This window comes from uncultured Flavobacterium sp., assembly GCF_963922255.1.
Taxonomy (GTDB): Bacteria; Bacteroidota; Bacteroidia; order Flavobacteriales; family Flavobacteriaceae; genus Flavobacterium.
Genome location: NZ_CAWUIC010000012.1, coordinates 71,393 through 89,472 on the forward strand (window position 1 = coordinate 71,393; position 18,080 = coordinate 89,472).

The 18,080-nt window shown below is 30.2% G+C and carries 16 protein-coding genes; 5 read left to right on the forward strand and 11 right to left on the reverse strand.

Annotation, left to right across the window (positions count from 1 at the left end; all coding sequences use genetic code 11):
- Nucleotide 1: 1 nt before the first annotated feature.
- The 3 genes from AABJ49_RS10640 to fumC all read right to left on the reverse strand — a co-directional run bounded on the left by AABJ49_RS10640 (nucleotide 2) and on the right by fumC (nucleotide 3,497).
- Complete coding sequence (locus AABJ49_RS10640; RefSeq protein ID WP_338378257.1) at nucleotides 2-658, reverse strand: hypothetical protein; 657 nt, start codon at nucleotides 656-658, stop codon at nucleotides 2-4.
- A 47-nt stretch (nucleotides 659-705) separates the two neighbouring features.
- Complete coding sequence (pepT, locus tag AABJ49_RS10645) at nucleotides 706-1,944, reverse strand: peptidase T (protein WP_338378258.1); 1,239 nt, start codon at nucleotides 1,942-1,944, stop codon at nucleotides 706-708.
- Nucleotides 1,945-2,099: 155 nt separating this feature from the next.
- Nucleotides 2,100-3,497 (reverse strand): class II fumarate hydratase, encoded by a 1,398-nt coding sequence (fumC, locus tag AABJ49_RS10650; protein WP_338378259.1) that lies wholly within the window; start codon nucleotides 3,495-3,497, stop codon nucleotides 2,100-2,102.
- Nucleotides 3,498-3,670: 173 nt separating this feature from the next.
- Here fumC and AABJ49_RS10655 point away from each other — a divergent pair, with 173 nt between their 5' ends.
- Nucleotides 3,671-3,844 (forward strand): hypothetical protein, encoded by a 174-nt coding sequence (locus AABJ49_RS10655; RefSeq protein WP_338378260.1) that lies wholly within the window; start codon nucleotides 3,671-3,673, stop codon nucleotides 3,842-3,844.
- 60 nt (nucleotides 3,845-3,904) lie between these two features.
- Here AABJ49_RS10655 and AABJ49_RS10660 read toward each other — a convergent pair whose 3' ends face one another.
- Nucleotides 3,905-6,349 carry a TonB-dependent receptor gene (locus AABJ49_RS10660; protein WP_338378261.1) on the reverse strand — a complete coding sequence of 815 codons (2,445 nt, stop codon included), beginning with the start codon at nucleotides 6,347-6,349 and terminating at the stop codon, nucleotides 3,905-3,907.
- Nucleotides 6,350-6,432: 83 nt separating this feature from the next.
- Nucleotides 6,433-6,774 (reverse strand): arsenate reductase (glutaredoxin), encoded by a 342-nt coding sequence (gene arsC / locus AABJ49_RS10665; RefSeq protein ID WP_338378262.1) that lies wholly within the window; start codon nucleotides 6,772-6,774, stop codon nucleotides 6,433-6,435.
- A gap of 68 nt (nucleotides 6,775-6,842) precedes the next feature.
- Between arsC and AABJ49_RS10670 the strand changes: the two genes are divergently transcribed.
- Together AABJ49_RS10670 and AABJ49_RS10675 are read left to right on the forward strand one after the other, a co-directional pair.
- Nucleotides 6,843-7,778 carry a CPBP family intramembrane glutamic endopeptidase gene (locus tag AABJ49_RS10670; protein WP_338378263.1) on the forward strand — a complete coding sequence of 312 codons (936 nt, stop codon included), beginning with the start codon at nucleotides 6,843-6,845 and terminating at the stop codon, nucleotides 7,776-7,778.
- Between the two features lie 12 nt (nucleotides 7,779-7,790).
- Nucleotides 7,791-8,834 (forward strand): AMP-binding protein, encoded by a 1,044-nt coding sequence (locus tag AABJ49_RS10675; protein WP_338378264.1) that lies wholly within the window; start codon nucleotides 7,791-7,793, stop codon nucleotides 8,832-8,834.
- Nucleotides 8,835-8,873: 39 nt separating this feature from the next.
- Here the strand turns inward: AABJ49_RS10675 and AABJ49_RS10680 are convergent, their stop codons facing one another.
- The 5 genes from AABJ49_RS10680 to AABJ49_RS10700 form a co-directional block, all read right to left on the reverse strand.
- A complete protein-coding gene (locus tag AABJ49_RS10680) occupies nucleotides 8,874-9,389 on the reverse strand; it encodes a TrmH family RNA methyltransferase (RefSeq protein WP_338378265.1) in 516 nt (171 codons plus the stop codon).
- 55 nt (nucleotides 9,390-9,444) lie between these two features.
- Complete coding sequence (locus AABJ49_RS10685; protein ID WP_338378266.1) at nucleotides 9,445-11,061, reverse strand: M1 family metallopeptidase; 1,617 nt, start codon at nucleotides 11,059-11,061, stop codon at nucleotides 9,445-9,447.
- A 132-nt stretch (nucleotides 11,062-11,193) separates the two neighbouring features.
- Nucleotides 11,194-12,834, reverse strand: a complete 1,641-nt coding sequence (locus AABJ49_RS10690) for a pseudouridine synthase (protein ID WP_338378267.1) — start codon at nucleotides 12,832-12,834, stop codon at nucleotides 11,194-11,196.
- 41 nt (nucleotides 12,835-12,875) lie between these two features.
- Nucleotides 12,876-13,319 carry a lipocalin family protein gene (locus AABJ49_RS10695; RefSeq protein ID WP_338378268.1) on the reverse strand — a complete coding sequence of 148 codons (444 nt, stop codon included), beginning with the start codon at nucleotides 13,317-13,319 and terminating at the stop codon, nucleotides 12,876-12,878.
- A 2-nt stretch (nucleotides 13,320-13,321) separates the two neighbouring features.
- Nucleotides 13,322-14,965 carry a carboxyl transferase domain-containing protein gene (locus AABJ49_RS10700; RefSeq protein ID WP_338378269.1) on the reverse strand — a complete coding sequence of 548 codons (1,644 nt, stop codon included), beginning with the start codon at nucleotides 14,963-14,965 and terminating at the stop codon, nucleotides 13,322-13,324.
- A 216-nt stretch (nucleotides 14,966-15,181) separates the two neighbouring features.
- On the opposite strand from AABJ49_RS10700, the gene AABJ49_RS10705 reads away from it, so the two are divergent.
- Together AABJ49_RS10705 and AABJ49_RS10710 are read left to right on the forward strand one after the other, a co-directional pair.
- Complete coding sequence (locus AABJ49_RS10705; protein WP_338378270.1) at nucleotides 15,182-16,687, forward strand: aldehyde dehydrogenase family protein; 1,506 nt, start codon at nucleotides 15,182-15,184, stop codon at nucleotides 16,685-16,687.
- 66 nt (nucleotides 16,688-16,753) lie between these two features.
- Nucleotides 16,754-17,128: a DUF779 domain-containing protein gene (locus tag AABJ49_RS10710; protein ID WP_338378271.1), complete on the forward strand. Its 375-nt coding sequence runs from the start codon at nucleotides 16,754-16,756 to the stop codon at nucleotides 17,126-17,128.
- Here AABJ49_RS10710 and AABJ49_RS10715 read toward each other — a convergent pair.
- On the reverse strand, nucleotides 17,125-18,048 hold the full coding sequence (locus AABJ49_RS10715) for an AraC family transcriptional regulator (RefSeq protein ID WP_338378272.1): 924 nt from the start codon (nucleotides 18,046-18,048) through the stop codon (nucleotides 17,125-17,127). The genes AABJ49_RS10710 and AABJ49_RS10715 overlap by 4 nt on opposite strands.
- Between the last annotated feature and the right edge of the window lie 32 nt (nucleotides 18,049-18,080).

Here is an 18,080-nt window from a genome sequence, read left to right on the forward strand (position 1 = left end):
ATTATATTTTCATCCAATTAATTTTTGCAATAGCGTTATTGTATTGCTCTTTTATTGCTCCATCTAAAATAATATTTGAATCATTTTTTAGATTGTAAAGTATTTTTTCTGCTTCAATATTATGAGTCAATGCTAAAGTTTCTAATCTTCCTATTAACTCTTCTGTATCAAATTTAGTATAATCCATTGTTTTAAAAGAATCTAAAAATAATATTTGTTCTTCAATAGAAATGTGATGAGTTAAATTTAAAGGAACTTGAAGGTGTACAACTAAATGGTTATTAATTTGATTAATTCTTTGTAATGCAATTTTTTGTACTTCCCATTCCCAGTTTTTTCCACTAGGAAAAGTATCAAGTTCAAATATATCTAATTGATTAGTATAAAATTCTATTTTGCAATTTTGAGTTGCTCCATACTCAGTCAATAAATTTCCATTTGAACAATCAAAAACATTAAATTCACTGAGAATATCATCTTTATTATAACCACAAATGCTAATTTTTTGACCATTATTAAATGAAAATTTATAAATAGGAATAGACTTTTCATCACTTCCAATTCCTACATAACATTTGCAATTGCTTTTTGAGATACTTTTTTGACCTCTACAATTTATAAATATTAAAGAAATAATAATAAATAAAGGTATTTTCATGTGAATATGAGTATAAAAAAAGGGAAATCTAAATTTCCCTTTTTAAATTATTTTTTCGCAGTCAATTCAGCAATCTTAACTATTACTTCACTAGCTTTTACCATACTTTCTACAGGAACATATTCATATTTTCCATGAAAATTATGTCCACCAGCAAAGATATTTGGACAAGGTAATCCTTTATAGGATAATTGTGAACCATCAGTTCCACCACGAATAGGTTTGATTAATGGCTCAATGCCTAATTCTTTCATAGCTTTTTCAGCAATTTCAACAATATGAAAAACAGGTTCCACCTTTTCTTTCATATTATAATACTGGTCCTTTACGACAGCTTCGCAAATATTTTCTCCAAATTGAGCATCATATTCCTTATTAAACTCATCAACTATTTCGTAAATTAATTTTTTACGAGCTTCAAATTTATCTTTATCATGGTCGCGAATAATTAATTCAACAGTAGATTCTTCAATTGAACCATTTAAATGATGCACATGGAAAAAACCTTCATAACCTGTAGTTCTTTCAGGCACTTCATTTTCTGGTAAACGAGAAATGAACTGACTTGCCAAAAGCATTGAATTAATCATTTTTCCTATAGCATAACCAGGATGCACGCTTTTTCCTTTGAAAGTTACTTTTGCTCCAGCAGCATTGAAATTTTCGTATTCCAATTCACCAATCTGACTTCCATCCATAGTGTAAGCCCAATCAGCACCGAATTTTTCTACATCAAATTTATGAGCACCACGACCAATTTCTTCATCAGGAGTAAATCCAACACGAATTTTTCCATGTTTAATTTCAGGATGATTGATTAAATGTTCCATGGCTGTCATAATTTCTGTAATTCCAGCTTTGTCATCAGCACCTAATAGAGTAGTGCCATCAGTTGTGATAAGGGTTTGTCCTTTATAAAGTAACAAATCTTCAAAATAATTTGGAGATAAAATGATATTTTGTTCTGCATTTAATACAATGTCTTTTCCATCATAATTTTCAATGATTTGAGGTTTTACATCCTTTCCTGTAAAATCTGGAGTAGTATCAAAATGAGAAACAAAACCAATTGTAGGAACTTCGTGTTCAACATTACTTGGTAAAGTTGCCATGATGTATGCATTTTCGTCAATGGTTACGTCTTGCATTCCCATTGCTTTTAATTCGTCTACCAATTTGTTTGCCAAATCCCATTGTTTAGCTGTACTTGGTGTTGTATCTGAATTTGGATCAGATTCTGTATCTATTGTCACGTAACTAATGAATCTATCTATTATTTTTTGCATTTTTTATTTATTTTAAACCATTAAGAAATTAAGGTTCATTAAGTTAATATATTTACACAGATTAGCACTAATTGTCATAGATTATTTAGTTTTAAATTTTACTAATTAATTTTACTAAAAAATGTAGCTGAGTACTTTTTACTGAACACTGTCAACTATTTTAAAGAGCCAACCATATCTTCTGGTTTAACCCAAGCATCAAAATCTTCTTCAGTGACATATCCTAAACGAACTGCTTCCTGCTTAAGTGTTGTTCCGTTTTTGTGAGCTGTTTGAGCGATTTCAGCAGCTTTATAATATCCTATTTTAGTATTTAAAGCAGTAACTAGCATTAATGAATTATCTACTAATTCTTTAATTCTTGTGTAGTTTGGTTCGATTCCTGAAGCACAATGCTCTTCAAATGAGATACATGCATCACCAAGTAATCGAGCTGATTGTAAGAAATTGGCAGCCATCATTGGTTTGAAAACATTTAATTCATAATGACCTTGTGTTCCTCCTATTGTGATGGCAACATCGTTACCCATTACTTGGGCACAAACCATAGTTAACGCTTCACACTGTGTTGGATTTACTTTACCTGGCATAATTGAAGAACCTGGTTCGTTTTCTGGAATAAGAATTTCTCCAATTCCCGAGCGTGGTCCAGAAGCCATCATTCTTATATCATTTGCAATTTTATTTAAAGAAACAGCTAATTGTTTTAATGCTCCATGCGATTCAACAATGGCATCGTGAGCCGCTAATGCTTCAAATTTATTTTCTGCAGTTACAAAAGGCATTCCTGTAAATTTTGCAATATATTCTGCTACTTTTACATCATATCCTTCAGGAGTATTTAAACCGGTTCCAACAGCAGTTCCACCTAATGCGACTTCTGATAAATGTGTTAAAGTGTTTTTTAGAGCTTTTAATCCGTAATTTAGTTGGGCAACGTAACCAGAAAGTTCTTGTCCTAATGTAAGTGGTGTAGCGTCCATTAAATGTGTACGTCCAATTTTCACTACATTCATAAATTCTTTTGACTTTGCAGCCAATGTATCTCTTAATTTTTCAACTCCAGGAATAGTTACTTCAACAACTGCTTTATAAGCCGCAATGTGCATTCCTGTTGGATATGTGTCGTTAGAAGATTGTGATTTATTAACATCATCATTCGCTTTAACAACAGGCTCACCTTCACCAATTTTAAATCCAGCTAAAACTTGTGCACGATTAGCAACAACTTCATTTACGTTCATATTACTTTGCGTGCCAGAACCTGTTTGCCAAATTACTAATGGAAATTGATCGTCTAATTTTCCAGCTAGAATTTCATCACATACAGCTGAAATGGCATCTCTTTTGTCTGTTGTAAGCACACCCAAATCACAATTTGCGTAAGCTGCTGCTTTTTTAAGATAAGCAAATCCCATAATTACTTCTCTTGGCATTGATGCAGAAGGTCCGATTTTGAAATTGTTTCTTGAACGTTCTGTTTGAGCTCCCCAATATTTATCTGCAGGAACTTTAACTTCACCCATGGTGTCTTTCTCTATTCTGTATTCCATTTTTATGTTTATTATTTTGTTTCTTACTAGTATATGTTATTAGTTTTTATTTTTGAAATCAACTTCCCAAAATTAATCATTATAAAACCTTTTTAAAAATAAATTAAAGTATTTATTGCTAAAAAAAATAATTGCTCTATCTTTGAAGAGAATTCATTAAAATTCCGGAAAACATGTTTGAATTTAGTCAGTATTTAGGTTTTTTACTTTTCTTAACCATTTTAACGATTGGCTTTTGGTTAATGTTCTTTTTGGTATCATTTGTTCCTTACTGGATTGGTGGTGCTATTATGGAATTAATCAAAGAAAAGAAAAATAAAAACAAAGACGACGAAGACAAAATTTAATTTTTTATTCGTTTAAAAAAAAAGCACTTGAATATTCAAGTGCTTTTTTTATGTTTTATTTTATGGTGTTCCCATCATTTCTTCACCACCCCCATCATCTTTTCTTTGGCCATTTTCTTTTTCTTTTTTCTTATTAAATCTATAAGTAAATGACAGATTAATTTGTCTTTCTCTCCATTGAAATTCTGAATAAGAATAAACCAAATTTGGAATATCTGTATAGTTTCTTCTTTTTCTTGTATTAAATAAATCGCTCACATTTAATGCAATCGTACCTTTATCCTTTAAGACATCTTTACTAAAAGCCAAATTAACAGAAGTCATATCAAGACGTTTTCCTTGTGCTGATGATTGTGGGGCATTGTATGTCATATTTGTTTGCCAATCAATTTTATAAGGTAGAGAAATTTTAGAGCTAATTCGTGTAAACCATGTAGTAGCTACGTTATCAAAATTTTGTATAACTTCATCTCCTAAATAATCTACATAACTATAATCTCCTTTTGTTTCATTTCTAAATAAGTTGAAATTTCCATTTAATCTCCACCATTTATATGGATTATAAGTTACATTAAACTCAAACCCCATTCTAGACTCTTGCGATAAGTTAATTGGAGTACTAACAATCACTGGGATATCTTCTACAAATAATCCTGATTCTTTTCTAATGAATTGAAATGAATCATCTGTTAAATTAACATAAGCAGAAGAATTTAAAGTTAGTTTTCTCCATCTTTTTAAATAACCAATTTCAAAAGCATTAGTATATGTTGGATCTAAATCAGGATTTCCTTGAAATACATTAATGTTACTTGAATAAGATGAAAAAGGATTTAGGAATCTTCCTCTTGGTCTGTTAATTCTTTTACTGTAACTAATACTAACGTTACTGTCATCAGTAATATCATAATTTAATGTTGCAGTAGGAAAGAAGTTATTATATTTCTTATTGTTATAATTATTAGCAGTAATTGAATTTACATCAATATCACTATCTTCAAAACGTAATCCTAAAAAGTATGAAAATTTATTAAATTTATTTCCATACTGAGTATAGAAGGCGTTTATATTTTCATTATATTCTAACAGGTTTGAATATATAGTGTTTGGAGTAATTTCAAAATCAGTTAAGTTTTTTTCAAAGCTTCCTCTATAACCAGCCTCAAAACGACCATTTTCTCCAATCGGCAAAACATAATCAGCTTGAAAGAGATTTCTTTGTCGTTTTTGATCATTTAAAGTTGATTCTCTAAATAGTGTAGAGGCATCTCCTAAAATTTGATCGTAAATTATAGAGTTATCTTTGTCTTTGTTTTGAGAAATAGCAATATCAAACGTTAATTTATGATCTTCTTTTTCAAAGTTCTTGGTAAAGTTTGTAGCATATTCAATATTAAAATCTTTACTGAATTGATCATTGAAACGATTTCTTACAAAAGTAGGTGTGTTGGTTGCATCAAAATAATTTAAAAATACGTTATCAGGATTTTCACCTCTACTTTGATTGAAAGACAAACTATGAGTCCAATTTGTCGTTTTATCTAAAAATAAATCAATACCAAAATTGGCATTGTATCCTTTATTTAGTCGCTCATTATTTCTTCTTTCATTTACAAAACTTGACGTTTCTCCTGTAGTTTTATCAAAATATTCTGCATCAGTAGATGAGTTACCAAGCGAATTTCTATAATTATAGCCTATATTAGAAAATACATTAAAATTTTCACCTCTAAAATTTAAATTAGATGATATTCCATAAGTTTCAGGATCACCAATAGTAGCAATAAAAGATCCATTAATTCCTTGTGCTTTTCCTTTTCTTAAAACAATATTTATAATTCCTCCGCCTCCTTCAGCGTCATATCTTGCAGATGGATTTGTAATTACTTCAACTTTTTCTACAGAATCTGCTGGTAACAATTTAAGAGCATCTGCAATATTAATTCCAGCTAAACCAGAAGGTCTTCCATCGATAAGAATTTTTACATTTTCATTTCCACGAAGAGCAATTGTTCCATCAGGGTCTACTGTTACAGATGGTACGTTATCAAGAACATCACTTATTGTTCCACCTTTAACAATCATGTCTTGCCCAACATTATAAACACGTTTGTCTAATTTGAACTCAACTGAAGACACTTCTGAAACTAAAACAACTTCTTTTAGTTGAGAAACATCTGGTTCAAGAAATACAGTTCCTAAATTTGTATCAGAGTTGATATCTTTGTTGTTAACTATAATTGTTTTAAGTGATATAAATTCGTAACTAATATTATAGGTTCCTTTTACAACATCAACACTGAAGTTACCATTTTCATCTGTAACTCCACCAGTTACTATCTCAGGTTTATCTACATTTTTTAGAACTATTGTTGCATATTCTAAAGGAGTATTACTACTTTTTTCGTAAATTTTTCCGGTTACGGTTACTTTAGCCATTTGAGCTATTCCTGAATATGAAATCAGAAGTAAAGTTAAGGCTGATAATAATTTGCTTAGTCTCATTAATTTGTTTTTTTTAATTGTAGATAAGACTGCAAAAATACCTATTGGTTTAAGCTACAAATCACAAAAGTTTGTTAAATAAATTATAGAATTTCCTTAATTTTCTCTTTGGGTCTGGCTACAACAGCTTTATCTCCATTAATTATAATTGGTCTTTCAATTAATTTTGGATTTTGAACCATTGCTTCAATAATTTCATCATCAGATAGATTCTTCCCTTTAAAATTTTCAATCCATATAGCTTCTTTTGTTCTAACTAACTCTAAAGGTTTGTAATTTAGTTTTTTAAGAATGTCCATTAACTCTTCTTTAGTTATCGGGTTTTCTAGATATTTTATAATTTCATACGGTTGATTGATTTCTTCTAAAACGCTAATGCCTTCACGTGATTTTGAACATCTTGGATTATGGTAAATTTTTATCATGATTTATTATTTTTGAGTTATTGATTTGAGTAAAAAGTAGTATTTTAGACAAAAATAAAATAAATAATATGTTTATAGCACAAGGTTATAAAAAAGGCAATGATTTTTGGAAATACATTATAGGTTCATTACTGGTAATAATAGCGTCGTTTGTTGGACAAATTCCACTTACAATTGCAGCTTTTATGAAAGCTTATATGGACGGAAAATCAATTCCAACTAATGAAGAAGATTTATACGCATTGTTTGATTCAAATCTGTTTTTGTTTTTGATGTTGATTTCCTTTGTTTTTGCCATTTTTGCATTGTACTTAATTGTAAAAAAATTTCATAATCAGGATTTTAGAGAAATAGTCACTTCAAGAAAAGAGATGGATTGGAAACGATTTTTTGTTGCGTTTTTTATATGGGCAATTATTTCTGTTTCATTAATATTAGTTTCTTATTTTTCGGGTGATTCTGAAATAGTTTTGCAATTTGACTTAATACCTTTTCTTATTTTATCAGTTGTTGCTATAGTTTTAATTCCAATACAAACTAGTACAGAAGAATTGGTTTTTAGAGGTTATTTGATGCAAGGTTTCTATAATTTATCGAAAAACAAATGGTTTCCGTTGCTAATGACTTCAGTTATTTTTGGAACAATGCATTGGTTTAATCCAGAAGTAGAAGAAATGGGTCCAATTATTATGATTTATTATATTGGAACTGGTTTGTTTCTTGGAATTCTGACATTAATGGATGAAGGAACAGAGTTAGCTTTAGGGTTTCATGCTTCTAATAATTTAATTTCAGCTCTTTTAATTACAGCTGATTATAGTGTTTTAAGAACTAACGCTATTTTCAAAGATTTATCAAAACCGGAAGTGAATTTCGAAATTTTCGTACCCATTATTTTTTATGTTTTTCTACTCATAGTTTTTGCTAAAATTTACAAATGGAAGAATTGGAAAGAAAAACTTTTTGGAAATCATTTAGAAGAATATCAAGAACCAATTATTTAATTTTTATCAATTATGTTACATAGTCCTAATTACAAAAATGTGCACAATAAGTTTAAGTTGAATGGTTTTCATTTGACTGCTGATGATTTATGTAGAGTAGCTTATAGCTTTATTAAAGAAGGTGATGATTTTGAAAAACCTGTTGGCAATTTTATTTTAGATTGGTTTGATGATAATGAATTTATTGTGATGCAAACTTCTGGCTCTACAGGTAAACCAAAAAACATACAAGTCAATAAACAAGCCATGATTAATTCTGCTTTGGCAACAGGAGACTTTTTTAAATTAGAACCCGGAAATACCATTTTAAATTGTTTGCCAGTAAAATTTGTAGCTGGAAAAATGATGTTTATTCGTGCATTTATTTTAGGTCTAGAAATGGATTTTGTAGCACCAAGTTCGCATCCATTAGAATTAATTGATAAACAATACGATTTTACGGCCTTAGTACCTTTACAAGCTATGAATTCCATAGAATTTCTACACAATTTTAAAACCATAATAATTGGTGGAGCAGCTGTTTCAAAAGAATTAGAGAAAAAGTTAAAACCTATAAAATCTAATATCTATGAAACATATGGAATGACTGAAACAATTACCCATATTGCAGCGAGAAAGTTGGGTAAAAAAGTATTTACTACCTTACCAAATGTTGTTTTATCACAAGATGAAAATAATTGTTTGTTGATTCATGCAACGGCAATTTCCGATGAAATTATTCACACTAATGATATTGTAGAATTAGTTTCTGAAAATCAATTTGTGTTTTTAGGACGTTTTGATAATGTTATAAATAGTGGTGGAATTAAACTTATTCCTGAACAAATAGAAGCTAAAATGTTACCTTTTATAAAGAATCGCTTTTTTGTAACAGGTAAACCTGATAAAGAATTAGGGGAACATTTAGTTTTAGTCGTTGAAGGTGAAGAACAAGCTATTAATTTGAGTCAAATTGAAAGTTTAGATAAATATGAAATACCAAAAGAAGTTATTTTTATAAATAAATTTAAAGAAACCGCAACTGGTAAAATTATTCGAAAAGAGAGTTTGGTTTAGATTGATATTAGAAGTTTAATATTATAAAACTAAATAATATCAATATTTTAAAGATATTTGATATTGTTTAGTAATCTCATAAATCGCAATGTTTGCTGCTTGAACTACATTCATACTCGAATTTTCTCCAAACATATCAATATGAATAACTTCATTACAAAGTTTTAGAGTTGTATCTGAAATACCAAAATTCTCATCACCAATAATCAAAACAATGGGTTTACTAAAATCAAAAGTATATTTTTGAAGTGAAGTACTATTATTTGTGATTTCTAAGCCAATTAATTGATATTCCTTTTTTATTTCTAAAAGATAATCTTCTACATTGGTTATAAATTTAGAAGAAACATATTTTTCAGTAGCTCTAGAAGTTTTCTTCATCTTACGAGAAATAAAGGATGATTCATCTCCATTAAAAACAATTTCTTGAATTCCAAAAGCATCACAAATTCTAAATAAGGAACCAATATTTGGGGCATTAGTTACATTTTCACATAAAACAATTATAGGAAATTTTTGTTTTTTGAAAATTGTAGTGTCGTGAGTTAATTGCATTAGTTGTTTAATCGTTAAATTGTAAAATTGTTGAATCTTTCAATCATTAAATCTTTCAATAAACCTTAATGTAATATTTATCCGTTCTAACCTTAATTTCATCTGGAATAGAAACAACTTGAATTGGAGAAATCTGAAATTCATTGGTTACTAATATTCTCTTTCTCTTACCATTAATTTCCAGTTCAACAGGCATTTCAAAATTAGGTTCATCGGTTTGCCATTTGTATTTGAAAGTGTTCTTGTGCTTCTTTAAAACCAAAACCGGAATGGAAGTATGTTTTAAATATTGATTAAAAAAAGGTGTCATATCATGACCTAATTCTTGACTAAAAAAATCAATAACTGTTTTGGTAACAATAATTTGTTTTTTGTAAGTAGTAGAATATTTAAGCAACATTGCCCACCATTTTGAATCATTATTGGTAATGTGTCGCAAAGTATTTAACATCAGAGCTCCTTTGTAGTACATATCTCCAGAACCTTCTTTATTTACACCATAAAATCCAAGTACAGGTTTGTCATTTTGAACATTTCTAGCTTGACCGTTTATGTATTTCATAGCTTGGTCATAATCCTTAATACATTCAATATAAACAGTTTCAGAATAGGTTGTAAATCCTTCATGAATCCACATATCAGCGATATCTTTACTCGTAATACTGTTACCAAACCACTCGTGACCAGTTTCGTGAATCGTAATGAAATCAAAAAGAAAACCTACACCAGTTCCAGATAAATCAGCACCCATATATCCTTTTTTGTATCTATTTCCATAAGCAACAGCACTTTGGTGTTCCATGCCTAAATAAGGAGTTTCTACCAATTTGTAACCATCTTCATAAAAAGGATATTGTCCAAATTTTTGCTGAAAACAATTCATCATGGGTTTCACATCAGCTTCAAAATGAACTTTAGCTTTTTCTTCATTTTCACGAAGGACATAATAATCTAAATCTAATCCATTTAAATTATCATGAATATGAACATAATCTGCTATGTTTACAGTGATAGAGTAGGTGTTTATTGGATTTACAATTTCCCAATCCCAACGAGTATAGCCATTTTTTAAATCTTCAGAACCTTTAAATCTTCCATTGGAAACATTCATTAATCCATTTGGAACTGCTACTTTTATCGTTGCTCCTTTGTCTGGTTCATCTGTTTGAGAATCTTTAACAGGATACCATAAACTCGCACCAGTTCCTTGTACAGCAACTCCAATAAAATCTTTCCCATTGCTATCTTTTTTGAAAACAAAACCACCATCCCATGGAGCATTTTTGGCTATTAAAGGTTTTCCAGAATAGTAGAATCGCAATTTTTGTGATGTGTTTTGAGGTAATTCAGTTGTAAAATTGATAAAAACAGCATCATTATCTCTTTTATATGTCAATTTCTTTTTGTTGAATACTATGGAATCAATATTCATGTTTTCAAATAAATCCAATTGAATTTTCTTAGTGTTTTGTAAAACATCAAAGGTTACTTCGTTATAACCCACAATATTTTTTTCTTCAGGATTGATTTTTATATTTAAATCATAACGTTGCACATCATAGCAAGAACGTTCAAAACGCATTCCTCCTTGAAGTGAATCTCTTCTAGTGAAATTCTGTGCATTAGTTTGAAAAACGCTAAATAATATAGTAAGTAAGAATATCTTTTTCATGATAGAAATTTAAAAATCAAATATAAGCATTAAATTGAAATTCTCGCAAAGTCGCAAAGCCACAAAGATGTTATTTTAAAAAGCTTTGTGAAACTCAGTGTAAACTTTGAGTGACTTTGTGTAACCTAACTATCAAAATTCAGCTTCTACTGTAAAAGTCATTTCTTTTTTTAAAATAGGATGCACATAAGTCAATTGTTCTGCATGAAGATGAAGTCTGTTGGCTTTTTTTCCATACAAATCATCACCTACAATTGGGGTTTTTAACCCTAATTCATGTGAAGCATGTACTCGCAATTGATGTGTTCTACCTGTAATGGGATAAAAATAGACTTTGGTTTTATTGTCTTTAACTTCAATTTTTTCCCAATGCGTTTGAGCTGTTTTTCCGTGTTCGTAGCAAACTAATTGTCTTGGTCTATCGTCTAAATCAACTCTTAATGGAAAATCTATAAAACCTTTATTTTCTTGAATAATTCCATCTAATAATGCTACATATCTTTTCTTAATAGTTCTTTTAATGAATTGACTTTGTAATGCTTTATATATTTCTTCGCTTTTAGCCAAAATCATGATTCCAGAAGTTGACATGTCTAATCGATGTACAATTAAGGGTCCAGTTGCATTTGGATATAAAGTTGCAACTCTTTGGTAAACAGAGTCTTTTATTTGTTTTCCTGGAACAGACAAGAACTCTGCAGGTTTGTTGATAAGAACTAAATGTTCATCATCATAAACAATTGAAATATCTTTTCCTTTTGCAGGATTATTTTCAAAAGGATTTTCTTCCATTTCTAAACCATCCAACATGTGTTGCATTAAAATAGGTTCACATTTACTTTTACAAGCTGGATAAAATTGTTTGTGTTTTCTGATTTCGGAATTTGGAGATTTTCCCCACCAAAATTCAGCCATGGCAATAGGTTTAAGTTTATTGGCAAAAGCATAATGCAATAACTTTGGTGCAGCACATTCTCCTGCACCAGCTGGTGGGTTTTCTTCAAAAATTTCTCCAATACTTTTTAGTTTTCCATATTGATTTTGAAATGCATATTCAGCAAAAAGCCTTTGTTGTAAATGAGCAGATTTTTGTTTTCTATCTATTTTTAAAGCTTCAATCTTTGAATTTATTAAGTCGAATTCTTTTTGAGCAGCTTCTATTTTGTAATTCCAGAATTGTGTCATTTTTTTTAACAGAATTCCTTCTTGTTTACTAGTTTCTTTTAGTTCTTCTTCGTTATATGAATCAGTTTTTCGAATGTCATCACGTAACTTTTTCTGAACTTTTATATTATTTTTTTGCTTTTGAATATCGTTAAAAGCTTCTTTTTTAGTATTTTCTAAATTTTTGAAAGCATTTTTAAATTCATCTGAATTTTTTAGGGTTTCAATTTGTTTGGTGATTTGATTTAATTCGTTTTCACCTATTTTATAAAAAGCTTTTTCATCCAACATATCGTAAACCGTTGGAACAAACTTATCATGATGATTTGAATCAGCCAATTTTCCAGAAAAAGCCCATAATTGTCCGATTTCACCAGCTTCATTTTGACAAATTAAAACTCCAAACATTTTTCCAATTACTAAACCTTTTTGCGTTTCATCTAATCCAAAATTATGGCCAAAATCGGTTTGGTTTTCTAAATAATTTTGCAATTCATTGGAAGCAATTAAGCTTAACTCATTAGGTTCATAATAAAATGGAAATGTAAATTTATCAGGTAAAGCTATTCCTGAAATAGAAGTATTGAAAGGTTGAAAAAATGTACTCATTAAGTTTTAAATAGCATATATTGTTAAAAATATGTTATTTTTTATTTTCTTTTAAAGACATATTTTATTTTAATTAAGTCATTACCACTATTAATAATTCTAACTAAATTAACTGTTAAAGTATTATTTTGTATCGAAGCATTTTCAAAATAAGCTGAATGATAATAAGGGTCTTCTATTGTATAATACGTAATATACTCAAAAGAATACATATTCTCATCAATTTTTGACCAATTGACTGTTTTAATTCTATTCGCTTTACAATCCAAATTTGCATCAGCATAATAATTAGTTTGAAATGTATTGTTATTAGAATAAAATTCTAATTCTTTTTTTTGACAGTCAAGATTATTATACTCTACATTATCAATAAAATATGCTGAATTTACCCATTTGCCAACTAATTTTTCTGAATTGATCTTACTATCATCACTAGAACAATTAATAAACAACATACAAATTAAAATAGTTAATACTTTTTTCATACTTAAACCTGAATTACACCCAAATTAAATTTTTTCTCAATAGGAGAGTGGTTTGCCGCTTCAATTCCCATAGAAATCCAAGTTCTTGTGTCTAAAGGGTCAATAATTCCATCTGTCCATAAGCGAGAAGCTGCATAATATGGTGAAACTTGTTCGTCATAACGCGCTTTGATTTTATCGAATAATTCTTGTTCTACTTTTTCATCTACAACTTTCCCTTGTTTTTTAAGTGTTGAAGCTTCAATTTGCATTAATACTTTTGCAGCTTGAGCTCCACCCATTACGGCTAACTCTGCACTTGGCCATGCAAAAATTAATCTTGGATCATAGGCTTTTCCACACATGGCATAATTTCCTGCTCCATAAGAATTTCCAACTACAACAGTAAATTTTGGTACCACTGAATTCGAAACTGCATTTACCATTTTAGCGCCATCTTTAATGATTCCTCCATGTTCAGATTTGCTTCCCACCATGAAACCAGTCACGTCTTGTAAAAAGACTAACGGAATTTTCTTTTGGTTGCAATTCGCAATAAATCGAGTGGCTTTATCGGCTGAATCCGAATAGATTACACCACCAAATTGCATTTCACTGGGTTTGGTTTTTGCAGCTGTAGTTTTTACAATTTTCCTTTGATTGGCAACAATTCCAACAGCCCAACCGTCAATACGAGCATAACCAGTAATTATAGTTTGTCCATATCCTTCTTTGTATTCATCAAATTCTGAATTATCAACCAATCTTTTGATGATTTCCATCATATCGTATTGTTCGTTACGAGCTTTTGGTAATATTCCGTAAATGTCTTTTGGTTCTAAAGCTGGTTTTTTAGGTTTTTCACGGTTGAAACCTGCTTTGTCATAATCTCCAATTTTTCCAACAATATTTTTTATTCGGTCTAAAGCATCTTTGTCATCTTTGGCTTTGAAATCTGTAACACCAGAAATTTCACAATGGGTTGTTGCTCCACCAAGGGTTTCATTATCAATAGATTCTCCAATAGCCGCTTTTACCAAATAACTTCCTGCCAAGAAAATACTTCCAGTTTTATCTACTATTAAAGCTTCATCACTCATGATTGGTAAGTACGCTCCACCAGCTACACAACTTCCCATAACAGCAGCAATTTGTGTAATTCCCATGCTGCTCATAATGGCATTATTTCTAAAAATTCTTCCAAAATGTTCTTTATCTGGAAAAATTTCGTCTTGCATGGGTAAATAAACTCCAGCTGAATCCACTAAATAGATGATTGGCAATCTGTTTTCCATAGCAATTTCTTGCGCACGAAGATTCTTTTTTCCTGTAATTGGAAACCAGGCACCAGCTTTTACGGTAGCATCATTGGCTACAACAATACATTGTTTTCCGGAAACATAACCAATTTTAACCACAACACCACCAGAAGGACAACCACCGTGTTCTTCATACATTCCTTCACCAACAAAAGCTCCGATTTCAATACTTTTTGATTTTTCATCCAAAAGATAATCAATACGCTCACGAGCCGTCATTTTGCCTTCTGCGTGTAATTTATCAATACGTTTTTGTCCACCACCCAATTTAACTTGAGCTAGTTTTTGTTTCATGTCGGAAACTAAGAGTTTATTGTGATCTTCGTTTTTATTGAAATTTAAATCCATTTAGTACTATTGTTTTTAAGGATTGCTAAATTAATCAAATTGATTTAATTCTTTCAATTAATAAATAACAATTTTTAGCGATTTTAAATATTTATAATTCAATAAAAAGTTGTTAAAATTATCATAATGATAAATTAATGCTATTTATTGAATGATTTGTGCTATTTTTTATGAAATGATACGAGTAGCTTTGAAAAAACTAAAAAATCATAAATTATGAGTAAAATAAAAGAAAGACCAAAGTTTCAAGAAAAGTATGATAATTTTATTGGTGGAAAATTTGTTCCTCCAGTGAAAGGAGAATATTTTGACAACATATCTCCCATAGACGGTAAACCTTTTACAAAAGTAGCTCGTTCTTCAAAAGAAGATATTGAACTAGCTATTGATGCTGCGGAAGAGGCATTTAAAACATGGGGAAAATCGTCACCAGCTTATAGAAGTAAGGTGTTAAATCAAATTGCCGACATCATGGAAGCTAATTTAGAATATTTAGCAACTGTAGAAACCATAGATAATGGAAAAGCATTACGAGAAACCATGGCAGCCGATTTGCCTTTGTGTATTGATCATTTTAGGTATTTTGCAGGTGTAATTCGTGCAGAAGAAGGAACCATATCTGAACATGATGAACATACTGTAAGTATTTGCTTGCACGAACCTTTGGGAGTTGTTGGACAAATTATTCCGTGGAATTTTCCTCTACTAATGGCAACATGGAAAATTGCACCAGCCATTGCTGCTGGAAATTGTACCGTAGTTAAAGCTGCAGAACAGACTCCAACATCCATTTTAGTATTTATGGATTTAATTAAAGATGTTTTACCAGCAGGTGTTATTAATATAGTGAATGGATTTGGAATTGAAGCTGGAAAACCTTTAGCTTCTTCACCTAGAATTAAAAAAGTCTCTTTTACAGGTGAAACTACAACTGGTCGTTTAATTTTACAATATGCATCGGAAAATATTATTCCTTCCACTATGGAATTGGGTGGAAAGTCACCTAATATTTTCTTTAGTTCAGTAGCTGCTGCAGATGATGCCTTCTTTGATAAAGCAGTAGAAGGAGCAGTAATGTTTGCTTTAAATCAAGGAGAAATTTGTACTTGTCCATCAAGAATTTTAGTGCAAGAAGATATTTATGACAAGTTTATGTCTAGAGTAATTGAACGAGTAAAAGCTATAAAAATTGGACATCCGTTAGATGCAACAGTAATGATGGGTGCTCAAGCTTCCAACGATCAATATGAAAAAATACAATCGTACTTAAAAATTGGTAAAGAAGAAGGTGCAGAAGTTTTAGTCGGTGGAGAAGCCAATCATTTGGATGGAGAATTAAGTACAGGTTATTACATTCAACCAACAGTTTTTAAAGGAACGAACAAGATGAGAATTTTTCAAGAAGAGATTTTTGGACCTGTAGTTTGTGTAACAACTTTCAAAACGGTAGAAGAAGCTATTGAAATTGCAAACGACACTTTATACGGATTAGGAGCTGGTGTTTGGACAAGAGATGCACACGAATTATATCAAGTGCCAAGAGCCATTGAAGCAGGAAGAGTTTGGGTGAATAATTATCATGCTTATCCAGCTCATGCACCTTTTGGTGGGTATAAAAAATCAGGATTTGGTAGAGAAAATCATAAGATGATGTTAGAGCACTACAGAAATACTAAAAACATGCTTATTTCTTATGATAAAAATAAACTAGGTTTCTTTTAGTAGTTAAAGATTTTTATAACAAACCTAGCAGTCTAAAAGCTGTTAGGTTTTTTAATTTAATAAAATATGTTTAAACGAATAGAAAGTACAGCAAAAGCCAACGAGTTAATCGCCCAATTGAAAGAACGAAATGGCGACTTACTATTTCATCAAAGTGGTGGTTGTTGTGATGGTTCTCAACCTATGTGTTTTGCTTTGGGAGATTTTAAAATAGGACAGAGTGACGTTTGTTTAGGAACAATTGAAAATTGCAAATTTTGGATGAGTAAAGATCAATTTGAATATTGGAAACACACGCATTTAACTTTAGATGTTGTGGATGGAAGAGGTGCAAGCTTTTCTTTAGAAATTCCTTATGGGAAAAGATTTATCATTCATTCGAGACTATTTACTGAAGATGAAGCAACTAATTTAGAGCCTTTAACTTATTTAGAAGATTAATTAATGTACAAAAGTTGGTATTGTTTTGGAGTAATACCTTCATGCTTTTTGAATAAACGAATGAAATAATTGCAATCATCAAAACCCGATTCAAAACAAACTTCATTTATTTGTAGTTTTGGGTTTTTTAATAAGGATTTGGCATATTTTATTTTTTCATTTAGGATGAATTCAATGGGACTCATACCTAGTTCTCTTTTGAAAAAACGGTAGAATGAAGTCGTACTCATACATGCTTTCTCACTTAAATCTTTTAAATTAAAATTTTCGCGAATATTACTTCTAATGTATTCCATTACAGGAACAATAGGGTTATTAAGGTCTAATAAATTATTAGTTTCAATAGCTCTAATATTTTGCGACTGAATAATTCTTACTAAAAGTTCTTGTAAAGTCAAATCCGCTAAAGCGTCTTTTGTAATTGAAGTACTCATGCATTCTTTTATCAACTTATTGATAGTTGTGCTTAGTTCTAAATTGTTGTAAAAGAAATAATTTTCATAATCTAGCTTCCAAAAATTTCCTTTTCCTTCTTTAGGATACCTTTCATTTAAAAAACTCAAGGTTTCTTGAATTTTCATTTGGTCAATGGCTAAAGCTAAGCATTGTGTAGGATTGTTTTTTGTAGCTTCAGGAAAATCGATTTTCATTTCTACATTAGACGGAATTAAAACAGTTTCTCCTGGTAAATAATCAAACTCGGGATCGTCAAACAAGTGCATTACTTTTTTACCACGAAGCATACTTGTAACCACTAAATCATTGAATTTTAAAGGAACCTTTTGAGAAGTTTCATACGTTTCAAATAAATTCAATTCGCAATTGTTTAGCGAATAGACAGTTCTATTTTCGACTAAAGTTTTTAGTGATTTTTCTTTTGTAAGTGAAGGTTGATGTAATAATTGTTTAAGACTTCCCATAAATAAATAATTCTTAGTTAAATATATAAAAA